This window comes from Phytopseudomonas daroniae (assembly GCF_004327285.1).
Classification (GTDB): domain Bacteria; phylum Pseudomonadota; class Gammaproteobacteria; order Pseudomonadales; family Pseudomonadaceae; genus Aquipseudomonas; species Aquipseudomonas daroniae.
Map to the genome: position 1 here is coordinate 1 of NZ_QJUI01000023.1, position 23,464 is coordinate 23,464.

23 protein-coding genes are annotated in these 23,464 nt (G+C 62.0%); 14 read left to right on the top strand and 9 right to left on the bottom strand.

The features are described 5' to 3' along the window. Positions 1 to 284: 284 nt before the first annotated feature. Positions 285 to 1,685: an MATE family efflux transporter gene (locus tag DNK06_RS21235; RefSeq protein ID WP_131181985.1), complete on the bottom strand. Its 1,401-nt coding sequence runs from the start codon at positions 1,683 to 1,685 to the stop codon at positions 285 to 287. A gap of 116 nt (positions 1,686 to 1,801) precedes the next feature. Here DNK06_RS21235 and pdxB point away from each other — a divergent pair, with 116 nt between their 5' ends. Next, positions 1,802 to 2,953, top strand: a complete 1,152-nt coding sequence (gene pdxB / locus DNK06_RS21240; RefSeq protein WP_131181986.1) for a 4-phosphoerythronate dehydrogenase PdxB — start codon at positions 1,802 to 1,804, stop codon at positions 2,951 to 2,953. A gap of 26 nt (positions 2,954 to 2,979) precedes the next feature. Here the strand turns inward: pdxB and DNK06_RS25160 are convergent, their stop codons facing one another. The 3 genes from DNK06_RS25160 to DNK06_RS21255 all read right to left on the bottom strand — a co-directional run bounded on the left by DNK06_RS25160 (position 2,980) and on the right by DNK06_RS21255 (position 4,289). After that, entirely contained in the window at positions 2,980 to 3,156 is a 177-nt protein-coding gene (locus DNK06_RS25160) for a PA1571 family protein (RefSeq protein ID WP_165493687.1), read from the bottom strand. 241 nt (positions 3,157 to 3,397) lie between these two features. After that, on the bottom strand, positions 3,398 to 3,685 hold the full coding sequence (locus DNK06_RS21245; protein WP_131181987.1) for a DUF3509 domain-containing protein: 288 nt from the start codon (positions 3,683 to 3,685) through the stop codon (positions 3,398 to 3,400). Between the two features lie 382 nt (positions 3,686 to 4,067). Continuing rightward, entirely contained in the window at positions 4,068 to 4,289 is a 222-nt protein-coding gene (locus DNK06_RS21255; protein WP_131181989.1) for a hypothetical protein, read from the bottom strand. 448 nt (positions 4,290 to 4,737) lie between these two features. On the opposite strand from DNK06_RS21255, the gene dnaX reads away from it, so the two are divergent. From dnaX to DNK06_RS21285, 6 genes are all read left to right on the top strand, one after another. After that, entirely contained in the window at positions 4,738 to 6,840 is a 2,103-nt protein-coding gene (dnaX, locus tag DNK06_RS21260) for a DNA polymerase III subunit gamma/tau (protein ID WP_131181990.1), read from the top strand. A gap of 17 nt (positions 6,841 to 6,857) precedes the next feature. After that, positions 6,858 to 7,184 (top strand): YbaB/EbfC family nucleoid-associated protein, encoded by a 327-nt coding sequence (locus DNK06_RS21265; RefSeq protein WP_007162246.1) that lies wholly within the window; start codon positions 6,858 to 6,860, stop codon positions 7,182 to 7,184. Positions 7,185 to 7,394: 210 nt separating this feature from the next. After that, entirely contained in the window at positions 7,395 to 7,994 is a 600-nt protein-coding gene (recR, locus tag DNK06_RS21270) for a recombination mediator RecR (RefSeq protein ID WP_131181991.1), read from the top strand. 173 nt (positions 7,995 to 8,167) lie between these two features. Continuing rightward, positions 8,168 to 8,674 carry a sigma-70 family RNA polymerase sigma factor gene (locus DNK06_RS21275; protein ID WP_131181992.1) on the top strand — a complete coding sequence of 169 codons (507 nt, stop codon included), beginning with the start codon at positions 8,168 to 8,170 and terminating at the stop codon, positions 8,672 to 8,674. Between the two features lie 3 nt (positions 8,675 to 8,677). Beyond that, the gene (locus DNK06_RS21280; RefSeq protein ID WP_131181993.1) at positions 8,678 to 9,625 is read left to right on the top strand and encodes a FecR domain-containing protein; all 948 of its coding nucleotides are present in this window, start codon (positions 8,678 to 8,680) and stop codon (positions 9,623 to 9,625) included. Positions 9,626 to 9,773: 148 nt separating this feature from the next. Continuing rightward, positions 9,774 to 12,263, top strand: a complete 2,490-nt coding sequence (locus DNK06_RS21285; RefSeq protein WP_131181994.1) for a TonB-dependent siderophore receptor — start codon at positions 9,774 to 9,776, stop codon at positions 12,261 to 12,263. 206 nt (positions 12,264 to 12,469) lie between these two features. On the opposite strand, the gene DNK06_RS21290 is transcribed toward DNK06_RS21285, so the two are convergent. Continuing rightward, entirely contained in the window at positions 12,470 to 13,381 is a 912-nt protein-coding gene (locus tag DNK06_RS21290) for an AraC family transcriptional regulator (protein WP_131182043.1), read from the bottom strand. 279 nt (positions 13,382 to 13,660) lie between these two features. Between DNK06_RS21290 and DNK06_RS21295 the strand changes: the two genes are divergently transcribed. From DNK06_RS21295 to DNK06_RS21305, 3 genes are read left to right on the top strand one after another with little or no spacing between them, the layout of a single operon-like run. Next, a complete protein-coding gene (locus tag DNK06_RS21295; protein ID WP_131181995.1) occupies positions 13,661 to 14,398 on the top strand; it encodes an SDR family oxidoreductase in 738 nt (245 codons plus the stop codon). Between the two features lie 17 nt (positions 14,399 to 14,415). Further along, positions 14,416 to 14,859, top strand: coding sequence for a carboxymuconolactone decarboxylase family protein (locus tag DNK06_RS21300; RefSeq protein ID WP_131181996.1), 444 nt, complete (start codon positions 14,416 to 14,418; stop codon positions 14,857 to 14,859). Positions 14,860 to 14,879: 20 nt separating this feature from the next. After that, positions 14,880 to 15,155: a putative quinol monooxygenase gene (locus tag DNK06_RS21305; protein ID WP_131181997.1), complete on the top strand. Its 276-nt coding sequence runs from the start codon at positions 14,880 to 14,882 to the stop codon at positions 15,153 to 15,155. Positions 15,156 to 15,222: 67 nt separating this feature from the next. Here the strand turns inward: DNK06_RS21305 and DNK06_RS21310 are convergent, their stop codons facing one another. Continuing rightward, complete coding sequence (locus tag DNK06_RS21310) at positions 15,223 to 15,651, bottom strand: organic hydroperoxide resistance protein (protein WP_131181998.1); 429 nt, start codon at positions 15,649 to 15,651, stop codon at positions 15,223 to 15,225. A gap of 211 nt (positions 15,652 to 15,862) precedes the next feature. After that, positions 15,863 to 16,312: a MarR family winged helix-turn-helix transcriptional regulator gene (locus DNK06_RS21315; protein WP_131181999.1), complete on the bottom strand. Its 450-nt coding sequence runs from the start codon at positions 16,310 to 16,312 to the stop codon at positions 15,863 to 15,865. A gap of 503 nt (positions 16,313 to 16,815) precedes the next feature. Between DNK06_RS21315 and DNK06_RS21325 the strand changes: the two genes are divergently transcribed. Further along, positions 16,816 to 17,208 carry a flagellar basal body L-ring protein FlgH gene (locus DNK06_RS21325; RefSeq protein WP_131182001.1) on the top strand — a complete coding sequence of 131 codons (393 nt, stop codon included), beginning with the start codon at positions 16,816 to 16,818 and terminating at the stop codon, positions 17,206 to 17,208. Between the two features lie 69 nt (positions 17,209 to 17,277). Here DNK06_RS21325 and DNK06_RS21330 read toward each other — a convergent pair whose 3' ends face one another. Together DNK06_RS21330 and DNK06_RS21335 are read right to left on the bottom strand one after the other, a co-directional pair. After that, positions 17,278 to 17,535, bottom strand: a complete 258-nt coding sequence (locus DNK06_RS21330) for a YgaP family membrane protein (protein ID WP_131182002.1) — start codon at positions 17,533 to 17,535, stop codon at positions 17,278 to 17,280. A 13-nt stretch (positions 17,536 to 17,548) separates the two neighbouring features. Further along, positions 17,549 to 17,926, bottom strand: coding sequence for a Rho termination factor N-terminal domain-containing protein (locus DNK06_RS21335; RefSeq protein ID WP_131182003.1), 378 nt, complete (start codon positions 17,924 to 17,926; stop codon positions 17,549 to 17,551). Between the two features lie 234 nt (positions 17,927 to 18,160). Between DNK06_RS21335 and DNK06_RS21340 the strand changes: the two genes are divergently transcribed. From DNK06_RS21340 to katE, 3 genes are all read left to right on the top strand, one after another. Beyond that, positions 18,161 to 18,559, top strand: coding sequence for a DUF2513 domain-containing protein (locus DNK06_RS21340; RefSeq protein WP_165493686.1), 399 nt, complete (start codon positions 18,161 to 18,163; stop codon positions 18,557 to 18,559). 19 nt (positions 18,560 to 18,578) lie between these two features. Beyond that, positions 18,579 to 21,035 (top strand): glycogen/starch/alpha-glucan phosphorylase, encoded by a 2,457-nt coding sequence (locus tag DNK06_RS21345; protein ID WP_131182005.1) that lies wholly within the window; start codon positions 18,579 to 18,581, stop codon positions 21,033 to 21,035. Positions 21,036 to 21,289: 254 nt separating this feature from the next. After that, entirely contained in the window at positions 21,290 to 23,428 is a 2,139-nt protein-coding gene (gene katE, locus DNK06_RS21350; RefSeq protein WP_131182006.1) for a catalase HPII, read from the top strand. The last annotated feature ends 36 nt before the right edge of the window (positions 23,429 to 23,464 follow it).

Sequence of the window (23,464 nt, forward strand, 5' to 3'; positions counted from 1 at the left end):
ATGCGCTGCTGGCGATTTCGTCGTACGCTTTTGCATGGCCTTGCCCTCGCTGCCGTTGGTCATCATTAGAATGCCACCGTGGCGCATCGACGCCTCGGCGGGGGCGAGTCCATCTAATTACGACTACAGTTTCTCAAGAGGCGATAGGATGTAGGGTGGATGACGCTCTTTTCATCCACCATTGCGATCGCAGAGCGGTGGACGGATCGGGCCGCGTAGGCAAGCGTCAGCTGCGCGCCCCGATCCACCCTACGAATGGCCGCTTCCGCCATAATCCTGTCATTTCATATCGACGCCTCTTCGTGCCTGCGCGCCTCGACCAGCCGGATATGCCGTCGGGCGCTGCTTTTCAGGCGCAGGGTCAGCATCAGGGCCGCGCAGGTCAGGCCGACGATCAAGCCTTCCCACAATCCAGCCGGGCCGCTGGCCTCGCCGAACAGGTCGGTCAGGCCCAGTACGTAGCCGACCGGCAAGCCGATCCCCCAGTAGGCGAACAGGGTCATGATCATGGTCGCGCGAGTGTCCTGGTAACCGCGCAGGGCGCCCGCAGCCGTGACCTGGAGGGCGTCCGAGAACTGGAATAGCGCGGCGTAGACGATCAGGCTCGCGGCCAGGGCGATGACTTCCGGCGCGGGCGTGTAGATCTGCGCGATCTGCTCGCGCATCAGCAGCATGCAACTGGCTGACACGCAGGCATAGGCCAGGGCGGTCACCATGCTGACGCCTGCGGCGAAGCGTGCCTCGCGCGGCTCGCCGCGCCCCAGGGCCTGGCCGACGCGTACGGTGGCCGCCATGCCGATGGAGTAGGGGATCATGAACACCAGTGAGGCGAAATTCAGGGCGATCTGATGCCCGGCCACCACAGTGGCGCCCAGGCCGCCGATCAGCAGGGCGATCACCGCGAAGATGCTCGACTCGGCGAATACCGAGATACCGATTGGCAGGCCGATGCCCAGCAGTCGTTTGATCAGCGGCCAGCGCGGCGGGTCGAAATGCTGCAGTGGCGTGGTGTTTTTATACGCCGGCGCGCGGCGAATCCACCAGAGCATGCCCAGCAACATGAACAGCATCACCAGCGCGGTGGCCCAGCCACAGCCGACACTGCCCAGCGGCGGCAGGCCGAGCTTGCCGTAGATCAGCACGTAGTTCAGGGGGATGTTCAGCATCAGGCCGAACAGGCCCACCACCATGGCCGGTCGTGTGCGGCCCAGGCCGTCGCTGTAGCAGCGCAGTACATGGAACAACGCCACGCAGGGGAAGCCGAATGCCACGCCGTGCAGGTAGCCCATGGCCGGCTCGATCAGGTCGGGGTCGACTTTCATCAGCCGTAGCACGACCTCGGCATTCCACAGCACGGCGCCCGCCAGGCAGCCCACCGCCAGAGCCAGCCACAACGCCTGGCGCACCAGCGGGCCGATTTCCGAGTGCTTCCCGGCGCCGAAACGCTGCGCCACCTTTGGTGTGGTGGCCAGCAGGATGCCGGTCATCAGCAGGAATACCGGTACCCAGATCGAGTTGCCCAATGCCACCGCGGCCAGGTCGCGCGCGCTGAAGCGCCCGGACATCACCGTATCGACGAAGCCGATGGAGGTGTACGCCAGTTGCGCGATGATGATGGGCGTGGCCAGGGCCAGCAGCGTGCGCAGTTCGGTGCGCACGCGCTGCAGGCGGGATCGGGCAGGCATGGAGGATTCGCAGTCATACGTGGAAAGCCGTGCAGTCTACGCGCTGACGGTTCGGTCAGGAAAGGCGCCGGGCGATGTATCTGGTTAGAATGTACGCCTGATTGCGGAGATCCCCCATGCGCATAGTCGCCGACGAAAACATCCCCCTGCTCGAAGAGTTCTTTGCCGGTTTTGGCGAGATTCGCCGGTTGCCTGGCCGGGCCATCGACCGTGCTGCTCTCGGCGATGCCGAGTTGCTGCTGGTGCGCTCGGTGACCAGGGTCGACCGGGCGTTGCTGGAGGGTAGCCAGGTACGTTTCGTCGGTACCTGCACTATCGGCACCGACCATCTGGATCTGGATTATTTCGCCGAGGCCGGCGTTGCCTGGAGCAGTGCGCCGGGTTGCAATGCGCGTGGTGTGGTGGATTACGTACTTGGCAGCCTCCTGGTGCTGGCCGAGCGACTCGGCGTTGACTTGCCGGAACGTACCTATGGCGTGGTCGGCGCCGGCCAGGTCGGCGGGCGGCTGGTACAGGTGTTACGCGCTCTGGGCTGGCGCGTGTTGGTCTGCGATCCGCCGCGCCAGTGTGCCGAGGGCGGTGATTTCGTTGAGTTGCAGCAGATTGTCGAGCAATGCGATGTGATCAGTTTGCATACGCCGCTGGAGCGCGGCGGCGAATGGCCTACTTATCATCTGTTCGATGCCGAGCGTCTGGGGCGGCTCAAGCCGGGTGCCTGGCTCATCAATGCCAGCCGTGGTGCGGTGGTGGATACCGTCGTCCTTCGTGAACGCCTGCAACAGGGCGCTGACTTGCACGCGGTGCTGGATGTCTGGGAGGGCGAGCCGCTGGTCGATCCGCTTCTGGCCGCGCTGTGCGCTATCGCTACGCCGCATATCGCCGGCTACAGCCTGGACGGCAAGCTGCGCGGTACGGCGCAGATCTACGAGGCTTTCTGTCGGCGCCAGGGCATTTCGCCGACACTGGCACTGGATACCTTTACACCTGAGCGCTGGTTGCCGCGCCTCACTATTTCCGCCGGAAGTGATCCCGCCTGGGCACTGGCAACCCTGTGTCGTGCGGTCTATGACCCACGTCGCGACGACGCTGACTTACGCCGCAGCCTGGTCGCCGACGCGCAGGCACGCAGGGCTGGTTTCGATCTGCTGCGCAAGCAGTATCCGATGCGTCGGGAAATCGAGGGGCTTGAGGTGGAGCTGAGAGGCGAAGATGAAAGCTTGCGAGCGCTGATCACGGCGTTGGGGGCGCGCGTAATCAGCGTGGCGTAACGGCGGCGTGTGGGCTGGCGGGTGCTTCAGGAAGCGCTTTCTTCCCGTGCTTTGTCCAGCCCCTTGTCCAGCTCGCTGCAAGCTTGCTGGATCATGCTTTCAGTGATCGGAACCTCGCGGCCGCTGGGGTCGATCACCGCGCCATTGGCGATTTCCGATTTGGCGCTGGATCGATTGGCGTGTTGCTCGTCAGGGCTGCTCATGGGTGTTTCCTCATCCGTTTTTCGCGTGTCTACCGAATAGGGCAGTGCCCGTGCGGTGCCGACAGATAAAGTCTGGGGGCGCTCAGGTATGGCTTCAAGCGCGCTCTGCTTCACTGTTGCAAAAAAATTCCTGTCCAGGCAATAGGCCGACGAGTGGAGTACTGCGCTTTGCGCGCTCAGGATCGCAAAAACGACAAAGCCCCGCGCCGATCAGGCTGCGGGGCTTTGTCTTGGACAGGTCTCAGGCGTGGTGGTAGCTGATTACGCTGTCCTGTTCCTTGAGCATCTTGCGCATTTCGGCCGGAATATTGCCAGCTCTGACGGCGAGTTCGAGGCGGATATCTTCGAGACTCTGAGCGAACGCATTCGAATCATTGAGCTGCAGCTTCTGCAGCACCCGGCTGTAGGCGGTGGCGTCGGCTTCATCGATCAGGGAAAGAACGATGCTGCCGTCCGGGCGAGGCCGACTGAAGGTGGCGCGTAGGGGGGCGAATAGCTGCTCGACAAGCTGTCGATTACTATTTTCCATTGACGAACTCCAGTTGAAGTATGAATACCTATGAGTAGCCAGGATTCATTTAGTTCGACGATGGCTGCTATTTGCTCCCGTAGGGTCTGTTGATGTTTCAGCACGACCGCGCCGGAGCCCGTTTTGCCGCGAGGCAAGGCACGAGCCGCGAAGTTTAGCTGGCTAAATGAGCCGGCGAGAAACGCAGCATCGCGACAAAACGGGCCCGGCCCTTTGGGTTGCGCGGGAAATCTCGCCATGCGTTGTTGGAGGACTTGGCAAGGGAACAACCATTACCGGCGTCCTCCGCCTAGCCTGGCGAGATTTCTCGCGGCAACGCGGCTTGCGCTGAAACGTCAACAGACCCTAATAGTGATGTTGTTTGCAACATTACTTGTTTCGATCAGCGACGCAGTGCCTGACGCGTACGTTCGATCACGCCTTTCAGGGAATCGTCGCTGTACTGGCCGGGGTACAGACGCTGGCTGTGCTGCGCGACACCAGTGTGGTCGACCACGGTAAAGCTGAAGCTGCCCTTGCGGGGCGCCAGGATATGACAGGCGAGCGGAGCGAAAGCGTTGGACAGGGTATGGATAGCAGTTTGGATTTGTTGATTGGTATTCATATTCGGGTGTTTCCTGATACTACGGGCACATGATCGCGCCATAAAAGAGGGCTCCGGGCACTGGCTTGGGCCAATGGGATTGATTATCGGAGCGGACTGCGCGCTTTTAAGTTCCACCTGTAAGTGAGGTGAAAACTAGAGCGGGTCTGTACTTCGGAAGGCTGGCGGAAGGTCGACGCGTGAGCGGGACGGCCAGATCAGTCAGCGGAGGGGGTCTTGGCATTTATGCGTGCATCGTTTGCGATGCCGATTGCCAGGAAACCATCGAGAAGGCCATAAGGCCGAATGACTTGCAGCGTGGTACGAACGATGCGGACTATACGTGGCTGTATAAAATTTAGCCAGCCCTGATCCCATTCTTTTTCATGTCCGCTGATCGGCATCGCACTGAGAGAGCGATTTGAGCTAGCATTAGTCCTCTTTTGCTTTCCTCTGGCGACGGTTTTCAATGAGTTATCAGGTTCTTGCACGCAAATGGCGCCCGCGTTCGTTTCGCGAAATGGTCGGGCAGACCCATGTGCTGAAAGCGCTGATCAACGCACTCGACAGCCAGCGCCTACACCACGCCTATCTGTTTACCGGCACCCGTGGCGTGGGCAAGACCACGATCGCGCGGATCATCGCCAAGTGCCTGAACTGCGAAACCGGTATCAGTTCCACGCCCTGCGGCACTTGCTCGGTGTGCCGGGAGATCGATGAAGGCCGCTTCGTCGACCTGATCGAAGTGGACGCCGCCAGCCGCACCAAGGTGGAAGACACCCGCGAACTGCTCGACAACGTGCAGTACTCGCCGAGCCGTGGGCGTTTCAAGGTCTACCTGATCGACGAAGTGCACATGCTCTCCACCAGTTCCTTCAACGCCTTGCTCAAGACGCTCGAGGAACCACCACCCCACGTCAAATTCCTGCTCGCCACCACCGACCCGCAGAAGTTGCCGGTCACCGTGCTGTCGCGCTGCCTGCAGTTCTCCCTGAAGAACATGCCGCCAGAACGTGTGGTCGAGCACCTGACCCACGTTCTGGGTGCCGAGAACATCCCCTTCGAAGACGATGCCCTGTGGCTGCTCGGTCGCGCGGCCGACGGTTCCATGCGCGACGCCATGAGCCTGACCGACCAGGCCATCGCCTTCGGTGAGGGCAAGGTACTCGCCGCCGACGTGCGCGCCATGCTCGGTACCCTCGACCATGGCCAGGTGTACGGCGTGCTCCACGCGCTGATCGAGGGCGACGCCCGCGGCTTGATCGAGGCGGTGCGCCAGCTCGCCGAGCAAGGCCCGGACTGGAGTGGCGTGCTGGCGGAAATGCTCAATGTGCTGCACCGCGTGGCCATCGCCCAGGCGCTGCCGGATGCGGTGGACAATGGTCAGGGCGACCGTGACCGGGTTCTGGGTCTCGCCCAGGCGCTGCCGGCTGAGGACGTACAGTTCTATTATCAGATGGGCCTGATCGGCCGGCGTGACCTGCCTCTGGCGCCGGATCCGCGCAGCGGTTTCGAGATGGTGCTGCTACGCATGCTGGCGTTCAGGCCAGCGGGCGAGGGCGATGTCCCGAAGGTGGCGCTAAAGCCACTGGGGATCAGCCAGGCCAAGGCTGATCCCCAGGCAACTCCGCTGGCCGACGCGGCTCCTGCCGTGTCGCCGTCTGTTGCCAGTGCCCCCCCCGGGGTTGCGGCGGCGTCAAGCGAACCCGCGCCAGTCGCCGTCGTGCAACCAGCACCAGCACTTGAGCCTGTTGTCGAACCTGCGCCTGTCGCGCCAGCGCCCGTTGCGCAAGCGGCGGTTGTTGCTGTACCTGCGGTAACCCCGCCTTGGGAAGAGGCTCCGGCCGAAATCAAAACCATCGCGCCTGCGGCGCCAGTGAGCGAAGCGCCGCAGGAGCCGGTTGCCGTGCAGGCGCAGCCTGAGCCGAAGCCTGAGGAACCAGCCAAGGCACCTGAACCCGAGCCGGCAGCAGCATTGCCCGTTCCGGAACTGGCCGAGGTGCCGGTGATCGATAGCAGTGATCTGAATCCACCCGACAACGATGACGAGCCGCCACCCGGTGACTACGACTACGTGGCGATGGATACCGAGAACCTGGATTACGATTTCGCCGATGCGCTATCCGACGAGCAGCCGGAAGCGGAGCCCGAGCCTGCTTCATTGCCGGCCAGCGGTCTGGCGGCGGACTGGCTCGAGTTGTTCCCGAAACTGGGCCTGAGCGGCATGACGGGCAGCATCGCCGCCAACTGCAGCCTGATCGCCGTGGAGGGTGACAAGTGGCTGCTGCACCTGGATCCCGCCCACAGTGCGCTGTTCAACGCGACCCAGCAGCGGCGCCTGAACGATGCGCTGAACGGCTACCATGGCCGTGAGCTGCAACTGAATATCGAGCTGATCAAGCCCGAGCAGGAAACGCCTGCCCAGGCGGCGGCGCGCAAACGCGCCAATCGCCAGCGCGAGGCCGAGGCTTCGATCCAGAACGATCCGCTGATCCAGCAGATGATTTCGCAGTTCGCGGCCTCCGTGCGTGCGGGCAGCATCGAACCCGTCGATACCGTCGTTAATCCCTGACTACCGAGGACAACATCATGATGAAAGGTGGCATGGCCGGCCTGATGAAGCAGGCACAGCAGATGCAGGAAAAAATGCAGAAGATGCAGGAAGAATTGGCCAACGCCGAGGTCACCGGGCAGTCCGGCGCCGGTCTGGTCAGCGTGGTGATGACGGGCCGTCATGACGTCAAGCGCGTCAGCCTCGACGACAGCCTGATGCAGGAAGACAAGGAAATCCTCGAAGACCTGATCGCCGCTGCCGTCAATGATGCCGTGCGCAAGATCGAACAGAACAGCCAGGACAAGATGTCCGGCATGACCTCCGGCATGCAGCTGCCGCCCGGCTTCAAGATGCCGTTCTAAGGCCGCTGCAAGGCGATAGCGGCCGTAGGGTGGATGACGCTCTTTTCATCCACCATTGCGATCGCAGAGCGGTGGACGGGTCGGGCCGCGTAGGTGAAGCGTCGTCCACCCTACGCATGTCCGCTTCCGCCTTAAAGCATCCGCAGGATCGAGTCGCATAGCGACGCTTTGCCGTACTATCTTCCCGTTTTTATCGTCGAGCCCCGCACCATGAGCTTCAGTCCCCTGATCCGCCATCTGATCGACTCCCTGCGCATCCTGCCCGGCGTCGGCCAGAAGACCGCCCAGCGCATGGCCCTGCAGTTGCTCGAGCGCGACCGCAGCGGCGCAGTGCGTCTGGCCCAGGCGCTGAATCAGGCAATGGACGGTGTCGGTTACTGCAAGTCGTGCCGCAGCCTGAGTGAAGACGAGCTCTGCCAGATCTGCCTCGATCCGCGCCGTGACGACAGCCTGCTGTGTGTGGTCGAAGGGCCGATGGACGTCTATGCCGTGGAGCACACCGGTTTCCGTGGACGTTATTTCGTGCTCAAGGGCCACCTGTCGCCGCTCGATGGGCTGGGCCCGGAAGCCATCGGCATTCCGGAATTGCTGTTGCGCATCGATGCCGGCCAGTTCAACGAAGTGATACTGGCGACCAACCCGACGGTGGAGGGCGAAGCGACTGCCCACTACATCGCCCAGTTGCTGGCCGGCAAAGGCCTGGTGGCTTCGCGCATTGCCCACGGCATGCCGCTCGGTGGAGAACTGGAACTGGTGGATGGCGGCACCCTGGCCCATGCATTGGCAGGTCGCCGACCGATAAATATCTGAGCGAAGGTCGCTCTTGTAGCCAGGGTTGAAAATAACGATACCCAGGGTGCGATCTACCGGGTATCGCTGCGCTCGACCCAGGCGACCGGTCAGCAAAACTACGAATCCCTATAATTCGCTTCTGAGAAGCATTACCATTCTTGCCTTGTCCAGGTACGGTGATGGTGTGCTCGATGTCGCTTGTTTCCTCTCAGCAATCCCTGCAACAGTTGTATCGCGAGCACAGCAGCTGGTTGAACGGCTGGCTGCGCAGGCGTCTGGGCTGTGCCGAGAATGCGGCGGATCTGGCTCAGGACACCTTCCTGCGCGTGCTCAGCAAGGAGCGCGAGCTGCCGGCACTGCGCGAGCCGCGTGCCTACCTGTCGACCATCGCCCACTCGCTGCTGGTCAATCACTGGCGGCGCCAGGCGATCGAGCGTGCCTACCTCGAAGCCCTGGTGTTGCAGCCCGAGCAGCGTGCACCCTCGCCGGAAGCGGCCGAACTGATCATCGAAACCCTGCTGGCCATCGACGCCATGCTGCTGCGCCTGCCGAGCAAGGTGCGCGAGGCGTTTCTGCTGTCGCAGCTGGACGGGCTTACCTATGCGGCCATCGCGCAGCGCCTGCAGGTTTCCGAGCGCATGGTGAAGAAGTACATGGCCCAGGCGATGTTGCAGTGCCTCGTTCTGGTCGAGTGCTGAGCGATGGCTCCCGATCACCGCACCCTGCAGGAAGCCGCCGAGTGGTTCGCGGTGCTGGCCGATCCACCGGTCAGCGACCATCAGCAACAGGCCTGGCGGCAGTGGCTGGCGGCGCGGCCCGAGCATGCGGCGGCCTGGCAGCGGGTCGAAGCGATCAGCGGCCAGTTCGCCCGGCTGCCCGGCGATACCCGCCGTCAGGCCGCCGGCCAGGCGCTGCGCAGTACAGGTCGCAGCCGGCGTCAGGTGCTTGGCCTGTTCGCATTGCTGGGCGCAGCCGGCATGCTGACGGTGGCGGCACAGGGGCGTCCCTGGCGCGCCTGGGTGGCCAGCGAGCGAACCGGCACCGGCGAGATTCGTGACAGACGCCTGGCCGATGGTACCCATCTGTGGCTGAGCAGCCGTACCGCCCTGGATGTCGATTACAGCGCGTCGGCACGTCTCCTGCGGCTGTTCCAGGGCGAGGTGCTGATCGACACGGCCCGCGATCCGCGCCCGTTGGTGGTGGATGCCGTGCACGGTCGTTTGCAAGCACTGGGCACCCGTTTCAGCGTGCGCGAAGGCGATGGCTTCACTCAGCTCAGCGTGTTCGAAGGAGCCGTGCGTATCGAGCCCTTTGGCAGCGCCGTACCACGGGTATTGCAGGCGGGAAATCAGGTGCGCTTTGGCCAGCATGGCATCGCGGCCAGCGAGCCGGTGGATCAGGCCCGTGAGGCCTGGAGCCGGGGTGTGCTGCTGGCCGATAACCGGCGGTTGGGGGATTTCATCGAGGAGCTGGCCGAACATGTACCGGGCTATCTCGCATGCGACCCGCGGGTTGCCGATCTGCGCCTGGTCGGTGCCTATCCCCTGAGCGATACCGGGCGCATTCTCGACGCCCTGGAGGGCAGCCTGCCGGTTCGCGTCAACCGCCGCTTGCCATGGTGGGTGACCCTGGAGCCGCTGCAAGGCTGAAAGCGTGGGCCGTCAGCCGTGTGCCGTGGCGGTCTCGCGGCTTTCGCCAAAAAAATTGCAATCAGTGGTTCCCCTTTTTCGGTTTCGCTTGGCTTCAGTGCATCCGGCCCTTGCGTGTCATGCGCGGCCCCTGCAATGAGGAATACCCATGTACCCGAGTCTCAGTTTCTCGCCGACCTGCCTGCGTCGCTCCATCCGCCTTGCCACGCTGACGCTGGCGGCATTGTCGCCGGTGATCGGCCATGCCCAGGCCGTCGAGGCTGACAGCTACCAGCAGAGCGCACGTAGCTACCAGATTCCGGCCGGCCCGCTGTCGGCAGCATTGAGTCGTTTCGCGGCGGAGACAGGTGTCTTGCTGTCGGTGGATGCACGCCTCACCGAAGGCAAGCAGAGCCCTGGTCTGCAGGGCGAGTTCGACATCGACGAGGGGTTTTCCCGATTGCTGCAAGGCAGCGGCCTGCAGGCAGCCGCTGACGGCAATGGCGGCTACTCGCTGCAGGCCGCTGGCCAGGACGACGCAGGCTCGCTGGAACTGGAGAGCACCGCTATCCGTGCCTTCGCCCTCGGCAATGCGCTGGGCAGCATGGACGGTTACAACGCCACCCACAGCAGCGTGGCGAGCAAAACCAGCAAGGAGCTGCTGAAAACCTCGCAGAGCGTGTCGGTGGTCACTCGCGAGCAGATCGAGAAGCAGGGCGCCGTCAGCGCTGCCGATGCGATGCGCTACACCCCGGGCGTGCTGACCAATCCCTATGGCAATACGCACCGCTACGATTACCTGGCGATTCGCGGCATCAACGATGGCGCGGTGGACAACATCATCATCGACGGCCTGAAGTCCATGGGCGATCCCGGCTCCTACAGCAGCCTGCAGATCGACCCGTACTTCATCGAGCGTATCGACGTGCTCAAGGGCCCATCCTCGGTACTTTACGGCCGCAGCAATCCGGGAGGTCTGGCCGCCATCAGCACCAAGCGCCCCGAGTTCAGCCAGGCTGGGCAGGTCGATATCTCCTACGGCAGCAACAACCGCAAGTCGCTGGGTTTCGACGTTACCGGGCCGTTGAACGAGAACATCGCCTACCGCGTCGTCGGGCTGGCCAAGGACGCCGACTCCCAGGCCGATCATGTCACGGAGACCCGCTATGCGCTGATGCCCAGCCTGGCGTTGAACCTCGGTGAAGACACTTTCATGACCCTCTACGCCTACCTGCAGGACGATCCCAACGGTGGCTACCACGGCAGCCTGCCGGCATCCGGTACCCTGCACAAACGCAATGGCCAGCGAATCTCGAGCAGTTTCTTCGAGGGCGACCCCGCCGTCGAAGAGTTCACCCGAACCCAGCAGATGCTCGGTTACGAGCTGGAGCATCGTTTCGACGATACCTGGAGCGCCCGGCAGAACTTCCGCTACCTGGATGCGCGCGTGTCGAACAGCCAGATCTGGGGCTCGGGTTATCTGAGTGACACCAGCAACGAGCTGTATCGCGGCTACAGCGGCGGCCAGGAGCGTTTGCACGCCTGGATCGTCGATAACATGCTGCAGGCCGAGTTCGCCACTGGTGCCGCTCAGCACACCGTGGTGGTCGGTCTGGATTATCAGTACTCGAAGAACAAGATCGCCGACCAGCGTGACAACTCGATACTGCAGCCGCCAGGTTCGGTCACGCCCATCGATGTGTTCGATCCTGTCTACGACAACAACGGCCTGACAGCCATCAACCCGGTGACCGATGCCCTGCGTCGGCAGAAGCAGACCGGCTTGTACGTACAGGATCTGATCGAGATCGACAGCTGGAACCTGTCCCTCGGCCTGCGCCAGGACTGGTACGATGTTTCCATCGACGATGAAATCAACGGCCAGAACGACAACCAGGGCGAGAAACTCAGCGGCCATGTCGGCGTGCTCTACGCGTTCGACAACGGTGTGTCGCCTTACGTCAGTTATTCGACCTCGTTCAACCCGACCTCCAATTACTCCAGTGGCGCACAGATTCTCGACCCGACCACGGGCGAGCAGTGGGAAGCCGGTATCAAGTTCCAGCCCCAGGGCACCGACGACCTCTACACGCTGTCGTTCTTCAACCTGGAAATGGAAAACCTGTTCGCCAAGGAAAACAGCCTGGTCACTGACAGCTTCTACAAGGGCGTTGGCGGCATCCAATCCAAGGGCATCGAGCTCGAAGCGCGCTTCAAACCCATCGACAACCTGCAACTGATGGCCAGCTACACCTACACGGACGTCTCCTACAGCAAGTCCTACTTCGTCAACGACGGTGCGGGTGTAGTGGATGCCAAAGGCAATACGCCACCGCAGACGCCGGAACAGATGGCCACCCTGTGGGCGGACTACAGCTTTACCGAAGGTGCGCTCGCCGGGCTGACGGTCGGTGCCGGTGCGCGTTATGTAGGGGAGAGCAAGGGCAGCGAACTGAATGACTTCAAGGTGCCGTCCTATACCCTGTTCGACGCCTCCGTCGGTTATGACCTGACCCAGGTCGGGCTGCGGGGAACCTCGGTGCGGGTCACCGCCAACAACCTCACCGATGAATACTACGTGGCGTCCTGCTATTCGGCGGTCGCATGCTATCTGGGTGATGAGCGTAGCGTTACAGCGACCCTTACCCAGCGTTTCTAAGAGCCTGTTCACGATCTTTGTGCACTTGGCAAACAGGAACCCGTATCCCTATAGATCGGCGGCAATGTGGCGATAGCGGCCTTTCGTAGGGTGGACGACGCTTCACCTACGCGGCCCGACCCGTCCACCGCTCTGCGATCGCAATGGTGGATGAAAAGAGCGTCATCCACCCTACGGAGTGAGCGTCCGCTTACGCCTTTCTGCAATCAGCCCGCGTTGCGCAATCTGTGCATGTCGCGCAGCGGTGGTGCACCGAACAGGCGGCTATATTCACGGCTGAACTGCGACGGGCTCTCGTAGCCGACGCGGAAACTGGCCGATGCCGCTTCCAGCCCTTCGCTGAACATCAGGCGGCGGGCCTCCTGCAAGCGCAATTGCTTCTGGTATTGCAGCGGGCTCAAGGCAGTGACCGACTTGAAGCGGTGGTGCAGGGTCGAGGCGCTGAGATTGACCTCGCGGGCCAGTTCTTCGATGCGCAGCGGTTTATCGTAATGCCGGTTGATCCACTCGATGGCGCGGGCGATACGGTGGCCCTGGCTGTCGGCCATGACTAGTTCGCGTAAACGCTGACCCTGCGGGCTGCGCAGCAGGCGATAGAAAATCTCGCGCAGCGCCAGGGGCGCCAGCATGGCGGCATCGCGCGGTGTGTCGAGCAGGCGCAGCAGGCGAATCACCGCGTCGAGCATCGATGGATCCAGGCGGTCGACGAACAGTGCCCGGTTAGGGCCGGGGTCTGGCAGGCCGATAGGGCCGGCTTCGGCGAGCAGGTCGCTGATCAGCGCAGGGTCGATGTCCAGCTTCAGGCTCAGGTACGGCAGCTCGGGTGTCGCCTCGATCACCTGACCGGTGACCGGCAAGGTAACCGATGCCACCAGGTAATTCAGCGGGTCGTAGAAGTACTGTTCCGTACCCAGGCGAACCTCCTTGCGACCCTGGGCGATGATGCACAGGCAGGGCCGGTAAAGCGCCGGCATCGGCAGGCTGGGCGCTGTCGTATAGGAGAGGCCCAACCCCTCGATGAGGGTGTCGTGCATGCCCTCCGAGGGCGTTTTACGTTTGATCAAGTTGGCGAGTTCGATTTGCCGGGCGGCCAGTTCATCAAGCTGATCGGGTTGCATCATGGGGGCACTCCTGAGTCTCGGCGCAGACTATCCGGGATTTGCCCAAACGTCCTGCGCGCCAGGCGTAGTCCGCAGGAATGGGCAAGCATCTGAGAGTAATAGGCAATTTTATATCTGTACGCCAGCATGCATGGGAGTGACGAGGTAGCACTCGCAAGCAGTTGCGCAGAATCAGGCAAGAATGCTCCAGTAATCGACTAACGGAAAATTGGCCTGCCCCCCTAATCTCTGGAGCTATCGCGGCGCAGTCAGCCGCACTTACCAGAGGATCGCGTCATGTCCAATATCCAAGAAAAAGTCGTACTGATCACTGGCGCCAGCAGCGGTATCGGCGAAGGCTGCGCCCGTTTGCTGGCAGAGAAGGGCGCTCGAGTCGTGCTCGGCGCCCGCCGTGTCGAGCGTCTGCAGCAGTTGGTCGAAGAAATCGGCGCGACTGGTGGCAAGGCCATCGCCCGCCAGCTGGATGTCACCGATGCCGCCGATGTTCAGGCTTTCGTGGACGCCGCGCTTGCCGAATATGGCCGCGTCGACGTGCTGATCAACAACGCCGGAGTGATGCCACTGTCGATGCTCGAAGCCCTCAAGCTCGACGAGTGGAACCGCATGATCGACGTCAATATCCGCGGTGTGCTGCATGGCATTGCCGCTGCCTTGCCGGTGATGCAGGGGCAGCGTAGCGGGCAGATCATCAATGTGGCTTCCATCGGCGCCTATCGCGTATCGCCGACGGCAGCGGTGTATTGCGCCACCAAGTATGCGGTGCGGGCGATCAGCGATGGCCTGCGTCAGGAAGTGGGCGGCGATATCCGCGTCACCCTGGTCTCGCCGGGTGTGGTCGAGTCCGAACTGGCCGAGAGCATTTCCGATGAAGCCACCCGTGAAGTCATGCGTGAGTTCCGCAAGGTCGCCATCGGCCCCGATGCCATCGCCCGAGCCGTGGCCTACGCCATCGAGCAACCGGCAGATGTCGACGTCAGCGAGCTGGTGGTTCGTCCCACCGCAAGCATTCACTGAGCCTGGGAGAAACCATCATGAATAATCCATGGTTCGGCATGCCGGTACTGTTATTGGCCATCGCCTCTGCCGAGGCAACCCAGGATGAACGTCGGGCACGGGGCGAGAAGGTCATCGAGACGCTTGTCGGTACTGGCGGTCAGCCGGTGCTACAGGCGATGCACGAGGACTTTCCGTTTCTCGCCGGTGCCATTACCGATTACGCGTTGGGTGATGTGTGGGCGCGCGAGGTGCTCGATCACCGTACCCGACAGCTCGCCACCGTCGCGGCCTTCGCGGCTCAGGGCAACCTGGCGCAACTGAAGATTCACGCCGGTTATGCCCTGCGGCTGGGCGTCACTCCCGATGAGCTCAAGGAAATGATCTACCTGACCACCGTGACGGCTGGGTTTCCGCGTGCCATCGATGCGGCGCAAGCTCTGCGCGAGGTGCTCGCCAGCGCCGACGCTTCGCCATCCTGATTCATCCCCCGAGGGGAAACATGCTCATGCAGACCCACATCACCGTTCTTGATGCTCCACCTGGCCGCTGCGAAGAATTGGGCGGCTACCTGCGCGATCTGCTGGAGCCGGTACGTGGCCTTGAAGGCTGCGTGGCATTCGAGTTGCACCGGGATCGGCAGCGCTGGCAACTGCTCGGCAGTTGGCGGTCGAACGCCGATCTGGATCGCTACTTCCATGCGCCATTACTGCAGGAGGTGCTGGACAGCGCCTGGCGTAGCGGGGCGATCCAGCATCTGGAGAGCCGCGCCGCCTGAACCCATAACGACAACGCCCCGGCATAATCCGGGGCGTTGTCGTTCGAGCATACGCTTAGCGCGAGGATCACTCGACCAGGGTCAGAGTCACGTCGATATTGCCTTGAGTGGCGTTCGAGTAAGGGCAAACGATATGCGCCTTGTCGATCAGCGCCTGGGCTTCTTCACGATCCAGACCTGGCAGGGTGATCTTCAATTCCACTTCGATGGCGAAACCGGTGGGCACTGCGCCGATGCCGACGATGCCTTCGATCCAGCTGTCCGGGGAGACCTTGTGCTTGTCACGGGCGCCAACGAACTTGATCGCCCCAAGGAAGCAGGCCGAATAACCGGCGGCGAACAGTTGCTCCGGGTTGGTGCCCAGGCCGCCAGCACCGCCGAGTTCTTTCGGAGTGGTGAGCGCGACATCGAGCACGCCGTCGGAGGAAATGGCACGGCCTTCACGACCGCCAGTGGCTTCAGCGTAAGCGCGGTAGGCAACGGTTTCGATAGACATGATAAGAGTCCTCAGTTTGGGTATGTGTATTGTGCATTAAAATTTAGCGCACAAGTTAGTTGCTGATTCGGACTCTAGTCCTGATTTAGTTTGCGCGCAAGGTATTTTTAGAATTTTATCGAGTGTGGTTCAGGAGCCCGAACAGGCAAGCCGGTAGGCGAGGCTGATCGTAGACCTGCTGCTGGGCGTACGCGGACGCGAGCCGCAGGTGTCAGAGGCTTTCATGGAGCTGCTTGCGCAGTGCGATGAGTTCGGCGGTCAGGCTGGCCAGGCGCTTGGCCGTTTGCGCGCTGGCATTGATGATGCAACCGGGAATCCGTCGGGCCTCGGCGTGCAGGGCACGGCCCTTGTCGGTGAGCTGCAGATGCACGACGCGCTCGTCGGTACTGCTACGGGTTCGACTGAGCAGGCCCTCGGCTTCCAGACGCTTGAGCAGTGGCGTGAGTGAACCCGGATCGGTCAGCAGCCGGGCACTGATCTCGCCTACGGTGATGCCGTCGCGTTCCCACAGCACCAGCATGGCCAGGTACTGCGGATAGGTCAGCCCGAGCTTCTTGAGCAGCGGCTTGTAGACCTTGGTCATCATCAGCGAGGTGGAATGCAGGGCAAAGCACACCTGATTGTCGAGGAGCAGATCGGCGCAGGTGTCGTCGGTGGTCATGAAGGCTCCGGAATCGGGGGCAGGTGGATAGCGCAATTTATCGTGGCATCCGTGCCGATACCAGCGGATGCCTGCAAATCCGGAGTGATTAGGGTCTGTTGCCGTTTCAACGCGAGCCGCGTTGCTGCGAGAAATCTCGCCAGGCTAGGCGGAGGACGCAGGGAATGGTTGTTCCCTTGCCAAGTCCTCCAACAACGCATGGCGAGATTTCCCGCGCAACCCAAAGGGCCGGGCCTGTTTTGCCGCGATGCTGCGTTTCTCGCCGGCTCATTTAGCCAGCTAAACTTCGCGGCTCGTGCCTTGCCTCGCGGCAAAACGGGCTCCGGCGCGGCCGTGCGTGAAACGGCAACAGACCCTAGCTCAACTATCGGTAGCTGATCGTGACCTGGCGCAGGTGAACCGACGGCTAGCAGGCATACAATGCAGCGCCGCTGATCGCCCTCCTGCAAAGCAGCAGGCGAGATGACGAGCAGTCCTGATCGGATTCCACGGGAGTGAAACGCATGAAAACCTTGATGGTCGCACTTGTCGCTGCGCTGATGCTGGCCGGTTGCAGCAGTCAAAGGACGCCGCCTGCGCCGCAGGTTCCCGTCGCTGGCAAGATCAACCCAGCGCGGTTTCTGGTGACGCCCGCCCAGGCCGATATCGAGGCGGCCAAGACCAGCCTGTTCACGGCGATCGATCCGCGCGGCATCAGCTTCGATTCATTGTTCGGTACTGCCGCCAGTGCGGCCGGCGATGATCTCGCCGTATGTGGTTTTGCCAGCCGCGACGAGCAGGAGGGAGCGCTGTATTTCGCTTACTACAATGGCGAACTGCTGCTCTGGGACGAAACCGCGCCGCATGGCACCAGCACCGAAAACCAGTTTCTGGCGATGATCTGTTCCTACCGCTAAAGCCGCTCCGATTGCACGAGACAGGCATGCCCGCCTAAGCAGGGATGCTCCTGGCCATCTTGCTCACCATTAGCCGAGCAAGCGTCGAGGCGCAGGCAGCCGTTTCAGCTGTGCTGTCGGCTCCCTGGAACCCATGCGTCGTTTCGCCGGACAGATACCCGTCACCCCGCGAAACACCCCCAGAGCACCTGCCGCGATATCCACCAGGCCGAACAGTCCGCGAACGGTCAGTCCTTTTCGTATCAGCAATACGCCGCCGGCGATGGAAATGACGCGCTCCATGGGCGCCAGGTTGATCGCGCTGTTCTGCTTGTTCTGCTCACTCATGCCGCTACTCCATTCAAGAGGCTTTCTTCAGCGCGCCGACCAGCTCGGCTTTGCGCATGGTCGAGCGCCCCGTGATCTGCCGGGCGCGAGCCAGGTGCAGCAGTTCCTGCTTGCTCTGGCTTTCCAGCGGTCGGTCAGGGCGTATCTCACCCTGGCGGGTAGATACCGCCTGGCGTGCGGAGCCCTTGCGGGCTTTGGCTTTTTGCGTGGCGCTGGTGGTGCGCCCGGAGCCGCCGACGCGCTCACCGCCACCGGACTGCTTGTTCACGGTCGCCCAGGCGCGAGCGCGGGCCTCGTCTTCCGAGACACCACGTTCTTCATAGGTGGCCTCGATCGCCGCCGCCTTGCGTTTCTGGGCCGCGGTGTATTTGTCCTTGCTTCCACGTGGCATGGGAGTCTCCTCAGGCTTCATGCGTCAAAGACCGGCTCGTGGCCGATAGGGATTGTGAAACGTGCCCGGCAGGGCGAGTTCATGACGATGGATGAGTGGTCGTCGGCAAATGCATCTATGGGTTGAACTCTAGTCGCGCGTGGGGGACTCATTGCTAAGTGTGCTTTTGGAACAGGGCGCCCCCGCTCTGAAATGCGCCTGTCAGCCACTGACAATTTCATGAGGAGATCGACGATGAAACGAGATTGGGAACTGATTCGTGAGCTACTGTTGCAGATCGAAGCACTGGAAGCCGGGCACCACTTCTACCCGCAGGCCGTAGGCGAGCACTGTGCTGAAGCCGTCAGCTACCATATTCACCTGATGTGCCAGGCCAACCTGATCGAGTGTTCCCAGCACCATCCGTGGAACGGTGCGCCAGTGGCCATCGTCAGTGGCTTGACCCTGACCGGGCATGATCTGCTCGACGGCATCCGCGAAGCGTCGCTGTGGGAAGCCAAGAAGACCTTTCTGCAGGCACGTGCCGGTGGTATCACCTATGAAGGTCTGAAGAACGCACCGACCGCCGACTCCATGCTGTTCGCCGCCAATCGCGGCGCCGGCGAGGGTCACAACGGACGCCTCTACAACTGATTCAGGGAGTGAACCTGTTATGGCCGAAGAAGCAGCGAAAGCAACAGACCCTGTCGAAACTTTCAAACAACTGATTCTGGCCAAGCTCAAGTACTCGGTCGGTAAGGATCCGGGCAATGCCTATGACCATGACTGGTTCGAAGCCGTCGCCCTGGCAGCCCGCGATCATCTGATCGATCACTGGGAAGACGCCTCGCTGCAGGTCGACCGCCAGGAGCAGAAGCGGGTCTATTACCTCTCCCTGGAGTTTCTGATCGGTCGTCTGCTGGTCGATAACCTGAGCAACCTCGGTCTGCTGGACACCGCTCGCGAGGCGCTCGCCCAACTGGATGTGGATTTCGAACAGATCCGCAACATGGAGCCGGATGCGGCTCTAGGGAACGGTGGCCTGGGGCGATTGGCAGCCTGCTTCATGGAAAGTATGGCGTCGCTGAATATCGCCGCTCATGGGTACGGCATCCGTTATGAGCACGGCTTGTTCCGCCAGGTGGTGGTCGATGGTTGGCAGCAGGAACACACCGAAACCTGGCTGGATTTCGGCAACCCCTGGGAGTTCGAGCGCCCCGAAGTCAGCTACCTCGTCGGTTTTGGTGGCAGCGTGGCCAATCTCGCCGAGTCCAGCGAAGTGCCGCGTCATGAGTGGCTGCCGAATGAGCATATCCGCGCCATCGCCTATGACACGCCCGTGGTCGGCTGGCGCCATTCCAGCGTCAACACCCTGCGTTTATGGCGTGCCCGCGCCGAAGAAGACCTGAAACTGGAGCGCTTCAACGCCGGCGACCATTTCGGCGCCGTAGCCGATGTCGTCAAGGCCGAGAGCATTTCCCGGGTGCTCTATCCGGCCGACAGCACCGAGGCTGGCCAGGAGCTGCGCCTGTGTCAGGAATTCTTCTTCGTTTCCGCCTCGCTGCAGGATCTGATCGCGCGGCACCTGGAGTTGAACCTCGATATTCACTCGCTGCCGGATCGCGTCGCCATCCAGCTCAATGACACTCACCCGGCAATTGCCGTCGCCGAGCTGATGCGTCTGCTGGTCGACGTGTATCGCCTGGAGTGGTTCGAAGCCTGGAAGCTCACTGTCGCCACGCTGTCCTACACCAACCACACCCTGCTGCCCGAAGCGCTGGAGTCCTGGCCGGTGTCGCTGATGGAGCGTCTGTTGCCGCGGCACATGCAGATCATCTACCTGATCAACGCCTATCACATCGATTCGCTGCGGGCGAAGGAGATCCATGATTTCGACCTGCTGCGCTCCATCTCGCTGATTGAGGAAGACCACGGTCGCCGTGTGCGCATGGGCAACCTGGCGTTTCTCGGCTCGCACAGCATCAACGGGGTATCGGCGCTGCACACCAACCTGATGCGCAAGAGCGTGTTCAGCGACTTCCATCGCCTGTATCCGGAACGCATCAACAACAAGACCAACGGCGTGACCTTCCGCCGCTGGCTGTATCAGTCCAACCCGCAACTGACCGAGCTGCTGGTCGGCGCGGTGGGTGAAGAGCTGCTCGATGCGCCAGAAACCACCTTGCGCAAGCTCGAGCCGTTCGCGGCCAAGGCGTCGTTTCGCAAGCAGTTCGCCGCTCAGCGCCAACACGCCAAGCGCGAGCTGGCAAAGCTGGTTCGCGAGCGTATGGGCATCAACCTGGACACTCAGGCGATCTTCGATGTGCAGGTCAAACGCATCCATGAATACAAGCGCCAGCTGCTCAATCTGCTACACACCGTGGCGCTGTACCAGGCGATGCGCAACGATCCGGCCACCGACTGGGCGCCGCGGGTGAAGATCTTCGCCGGCAAGGCCGCGGCCAGCTATCACCAGGCCAAGCTGATCATCAAGCTGGCCAACGATATCAGCCGCACCATCAACGTCGACCCGACCCTGCGCGGCTTGCTCAAGGTGGTGTTCATCCCCAACTACAACGTCAGCCTGGCCGAGGTGATCATCCCGGCGGCCGATCTTTCCGAGCAGATTTCCACGGCAGGGCTGGAGGCGTCGGGTACCAGCAACATGAAGTTCGCCCTCAACGGTGCACTGACCATCGGCACCCTCGACGGTGCCAACGTGGAGATGTCCGAGCAGATCGGTCGGGAGAACATGTTCATCTTCGGCATGACCGCCCAGCAGGTGGCGGCGCGCTCGCGCCGTGATCTGAACATGAGTGCCGAAGTCGCCGCCTCGGAGCGGTTGGCGGGGGCGCTGGAAGCGATTCGTTCCGGCGTGTTCTCGCCGGATGATCCCGGCCGCTATGTCGGTCTGATCGATGGCCTGCTGGCCCACGACCGCTTCCTGGTCTGCGCCGACTTCCAGGCCTATTGGGACGCGCAACGCAAGGTCGACATGCTGTGGCGAACCCCGGATCGCTGGTGGCAGGCAGCGGTGCTCAATACCGCCCGCACTGGCTGGTTCTCCTCGGATCGCACCATTCGTGAATACGCCAAGGATATCTGGAAGGTATCGGGTATCGGTGACTGATTCTCGCCAGCCCTGAAGGCCCGGCTCGGAATCTTTCCGTACCGGGCCTTTTTCAATTCCGGGCATGCCGAAAAGCCAGTATGCCGTCCGTCTTGCCAGGCCTCTGGGCGCTGACAAACAACCCGAACCTCCCGCCGTCCATGACCTCACATTTCCAAGGGATCACGCCTGCCTGAGCGTGGCCCGGCCGCCCGAATTCCGTTTCGATGTCGCTCTCGCGACTCGACGGGCCATGAAAGCCGAGGAGATGACCGATGAAATCTGATGACAAGGGCCGCGCCAGCGAGCTCGCCGGAACCGATACCCTGGATCGCGGCAACAGCAACAAGAAGATCGAGCAATTGGAACGCTATCGTGAGGACGCCACCGGCCAGGCGCTGACCAGCGACCACGGCACGCGTATCGCCGATAACCAGAACAGCTTGCGGGCAGGCGAAAGAGGGCCGTCGTTGCTGGAGGATTTCCTCCTGCGCGAGAAGCTCACCCACTTCGATCACGAACGCATTCCTGAGCGCGTGGTGCATGCGCGTGGAGCAGCGGCTCATGGTCACTTCCAGGTCTATGAGTCATTGGCCGACCTGACCAAGGCCGACTTCCTCACCGACCCGAGCAAGAAGACGCCGGTCTTCGTGCGCTTCTCCACCGTGCAGGGGCCCCGGGGCTCGGCTGATACGGTGCGCGATGTGCGCGGCTTCGCCACCAAGTTCTATACCGACGAGGGCAACTTCGACCTGATCGGCAACAACATGCCGGTGTTCTTCATTCAGGATGCCATCAAGTTTCCGGATTTCGTGCATGCCGTGAAACCCGAGCCACATAACGAGATTCCCACCGGCGGCTCTGCTCACGATACCTTCTGGGACTTCGTTTCGCTGACCCCCGAGTCTGCGCACATGGTGCTCTGGACAATGTCCGACCGGGCAATTCCCGTGGGCTTTCGTGGCATGCAGGGGTTTGGCGTGCACACCTTCCGCCTGGTCAACGCGGAAGGTCGCGCCAGTTTCGTGAAATTCCACTGGCGCCCGGTCGCCGGGGTGTTCTCGCTCGTCTGGGACGAGGCTCAGAAACTCGCCGGCAAGGATCCGGACTTTCATCGCCGTACCCTGTGGGACGATATCGAACAGGGCGACTACCTGGAGTGGGAGCTTGGCCTGCAGGTGATCGCCGAAGAGGACGAACACAATTTCGACTTCGACCTTCTCGACGCCACCAAACTGGTGCCGGAAGAGCAGGTTCCCGTGCGGGTGGTGGGCAAGCTCGTGCTTGACCGTAACCCGGACAATTTCTTCGCGGAAACCGAACAGGTGGCGTTTCAACTGGCCAATATCGTGCCGGGCATCGATTTCACCAACGACCCGCTACTGCAGGGCCGACTGTTTTCCTATACCGACACCCAATTGCTGCGCCTGGGCGGGCCGAACTTCAACGAGATCCCCATCAATCGCCCGGTCTGTCCGTTCCACAACAACAACCGCGATTCCTTCCACCGCCAGACCATCAACAAGGGGCGCGCGTCCTACGAGCCGAATTCCATCGACGGCGGCTGGCCCAAGGAAACGCCGGAAGCACCGCAAGACGGTGGTTTCGTCAGCTATCCGCAAGAGGTGTCGGGGCCGAAGATTCGCAAGCGTGCCGAGTCGTTCGGCGATCACTTTTCCCAGGCCAGGCTGTTCTTCAACAGCATGAGCGACGCGGAGAAAGGGCATATCGTCGCGGCTTACAGTTTCGAACTGGGTAAGGTCGAACGCATGCATATCCGTGAACGCCAGGTGCACGAAATTCTGGCCAATATCGATCTGGATCTGGCTACCCAGGTTGCTGCCAATGTCGGCGTCAAGGCCCCCGCCGGGCCATCCGTGCAGGTGCCGGAGATTTCCCTCAAGGCTTCACCGGCGCTCAGCCAGATGAACCTGCTCCCGGGCAATATCAAGTCGCGCAAGGTGGCGATCCTGATTGGCAATGGTGTGAAGCAGGCCGATATCGACACGCTCACTGCGCAACTGGACAAGGAAGGGGCGCACTTCAAGCTGCTGGCTCCGAGCGCCTCTGCGGTGAAAAGCGATGCCGGCAAAAACCTGGTACCGAACGGTTCCATGCAGGGCTTGCCGTCTGTAGCTTTCGATGCCGTTTGGGTGCCGGGCGGTGCGGATTTCTCCAAGGCGTTGGCCGCGGATGGTGTCGCGTTGCACTACCTGCTCGAAGCCTACAAGCACTTGAAGGCCATCGCCTTGTGTGGCGAGGCTGCCGATCTGCTGGGGTTGTTGCGGCTCAAGGAAGATGAAGGGCTGCTGACCGACAAGAATGGCAAGGCCCTGGTCAAGCCCTTTACCGAGGCCATTGCCAAGCACCGGGTCTGGGCGCGGGAGCCGCTGACCAAGGCCATTCCGGCCTGATATGAGAATGCCCCCGCGCCATGGCGCGGGGGCATT

What these genes read in the sequence shown, in the direction of transcription:
- DNK06_RS21300 (WP_131181996.1), top strand. Translation starts at nt 14,416, where the DNA reads ATGAATAATCCATGGTTCGGCATGCCGGTACTGTTATTGGCCATCGCC.
- DNK06_RS21330 (WP_131182002.1), bottom strand. Translation starts at nt 17,535, where the DNA reads ATGAGTGAGCAGAACAAGCAGAACAGCGCGATCAACCTGGCGCCCATG.
- DNK06_RS21265 (WP_007162246.1), top strand. Translation starts at nt 6,858, where the DNA reads ATGATGAAAGGTGGCATGGCCGGCCTGATGAAGCAGGCACAGCAGATG.
- DNK06_RS21285 (WP_131181994.1), top strand. Translation starts at nt 9,774, where the DNA reads ATGTACCCGAGTCTCAGTTTCTCGCCGACCTGCCTGCGTCGCTCCATC.
- DNK06_RS21275 (WP_131181992.1), top strand. Translation starts at nt 8,168, where the DNA reads ATGTCGCTTGTTTCCTCTCAGCAATCCCTGCAACAGTTGTATCGCGAG.
- DNK06_RS21295 (WP_131181995.1), top strand. Translation starts at nt 13,661, where the DNA reads ATGTCCAATATCCAAGAAAAAGTCGTACTGATCACTGGCGCCAGCAGC.
- DNK06_RS25160 (WP_165493687.1), bottom strand. Translation starts at nt 3,156, where the DNA reads ATGAGCAGCCCTGACGAGCAACACGCCAATCGATCCAGCGCCAAATCG.
- DNK06_RS21255 (WP_131181989.1), bottom strand. Translation starts at nt 4,289, where the DNA reads ATGAATACCAATCAACAAATCCAAACTGCTATCCATACCCTGTCCAAC.
- DNK06_RS21325 (WP_131182001.1), top strand. Translation starts at nt 16,816, where the DNA reads ATGAAAACCTTGATGGTCGCACTTGTCGCTGCGCTGATGCTGGCCGGT.
- DNK06_RS21235 (WP_131181985.1), bottom strand. Translation starts at nt 1,685, where the DNA reads ATGCCTGCCCGATCCCGCCTGCAGCGCGTGCGCACCGAACTGCGCACG.
- DNK06_RS21315 (WP_131181999.1), bottom strand. Translation starts at nt 16,312, where the DNA reads ATGACCACCGACGACACCTGCGCCGATCTGCTCCTCGACAATCAGGTG.
- DNK06_RS21335 (WP_131182003.1), bottom strand. Translation starts at nt 17,926, where the DNA reads ATGCCACGTGGAAGCAAGGACAAATACACCGCGGCCCAGAAACGCAAG.
- recR (WP_131181991.1), top strand. Translation starts at nt 7,395, where the DNA reads ATGAGCTTCAGTCCCCTGATCCGCCATCTGATCGACTCCCTGCGCATC.
- pdxB (WP_131181986.1), top strand. Translation starts at nt 1,802, where the DNA reads ATGCGCATAGTCGCCGACGAAAACATCCCCCTGCTCGAAGAGTTCTTT.
- DNK06_RS21310 (WP_131181998.1), bottom strand. Translation starts at nt 15,651, where the DNA reads ATGTCTATCGAAACCGTTGCCTACCGCGCTTACGCTGAAGCCACTGGC.
- katE (WP_131182006.1), top strand. Translation starts at nt 21,290, where the DNA reads ATGAAATCTGATGACAAGGGCCGCGCCAGCGAGCTCGCCGGAACCGAT.
- DNK06_RS21290 (WP_131182043.1), bottom strand. Translation starts at nt 13,381, where the DNA reads ATGCAACCCGATCAGCTTGATGAACTGGCCGCCCGGCAAATCGAACTC.
- DNK06_RS21305 (WP_131181997.1), top strand. Translation starts at nt 14,880, where the DNA reads ATGCTCATGCAGACCCACATCACCGTTCTTGATGCTCCACCTGGCCGC.
- DNK06_RS21340 (WP_165493686.1), top strand. Translation starts at nt 18,161, where the DNA reads ATGAAACGAGATTGGGAACTGATTCGTGAGCTACTGTTGCAGATCGAA.
- DNK06_RS21245 (WP_131181987.1), bottom strand. Translation starts at nt 3,685, where the DNA reads ATGGAAAATAGTAATCGACAGCTTGTCGAGCAGCTATTCGCCCCCCTA.
- DNK06_RS21280 (WP_131181993.1), top strand. Translation starts at nt 8,678, where the DNA reads ATGGCTCCCGATCACCGCACCCTGCAGGAAGCCGCCGAGTGGTTCGCG.
- dnaX (WP_131181990.1), top strand. Translation starts at nt 4,738, where the DNA reads ATGAGTTATCAGGTTCTTGCACGCAAATGGCGCCCGCGTTCGTTTCGC.
- DNK06_RS21345 (WP_131182005.1), top strand. Translation starts at nt 18,579, where the DNA reads ATGGCCGAAGAAGCAGCGAAAGCAACAGACCCTGTCGAAACTTTCAAA.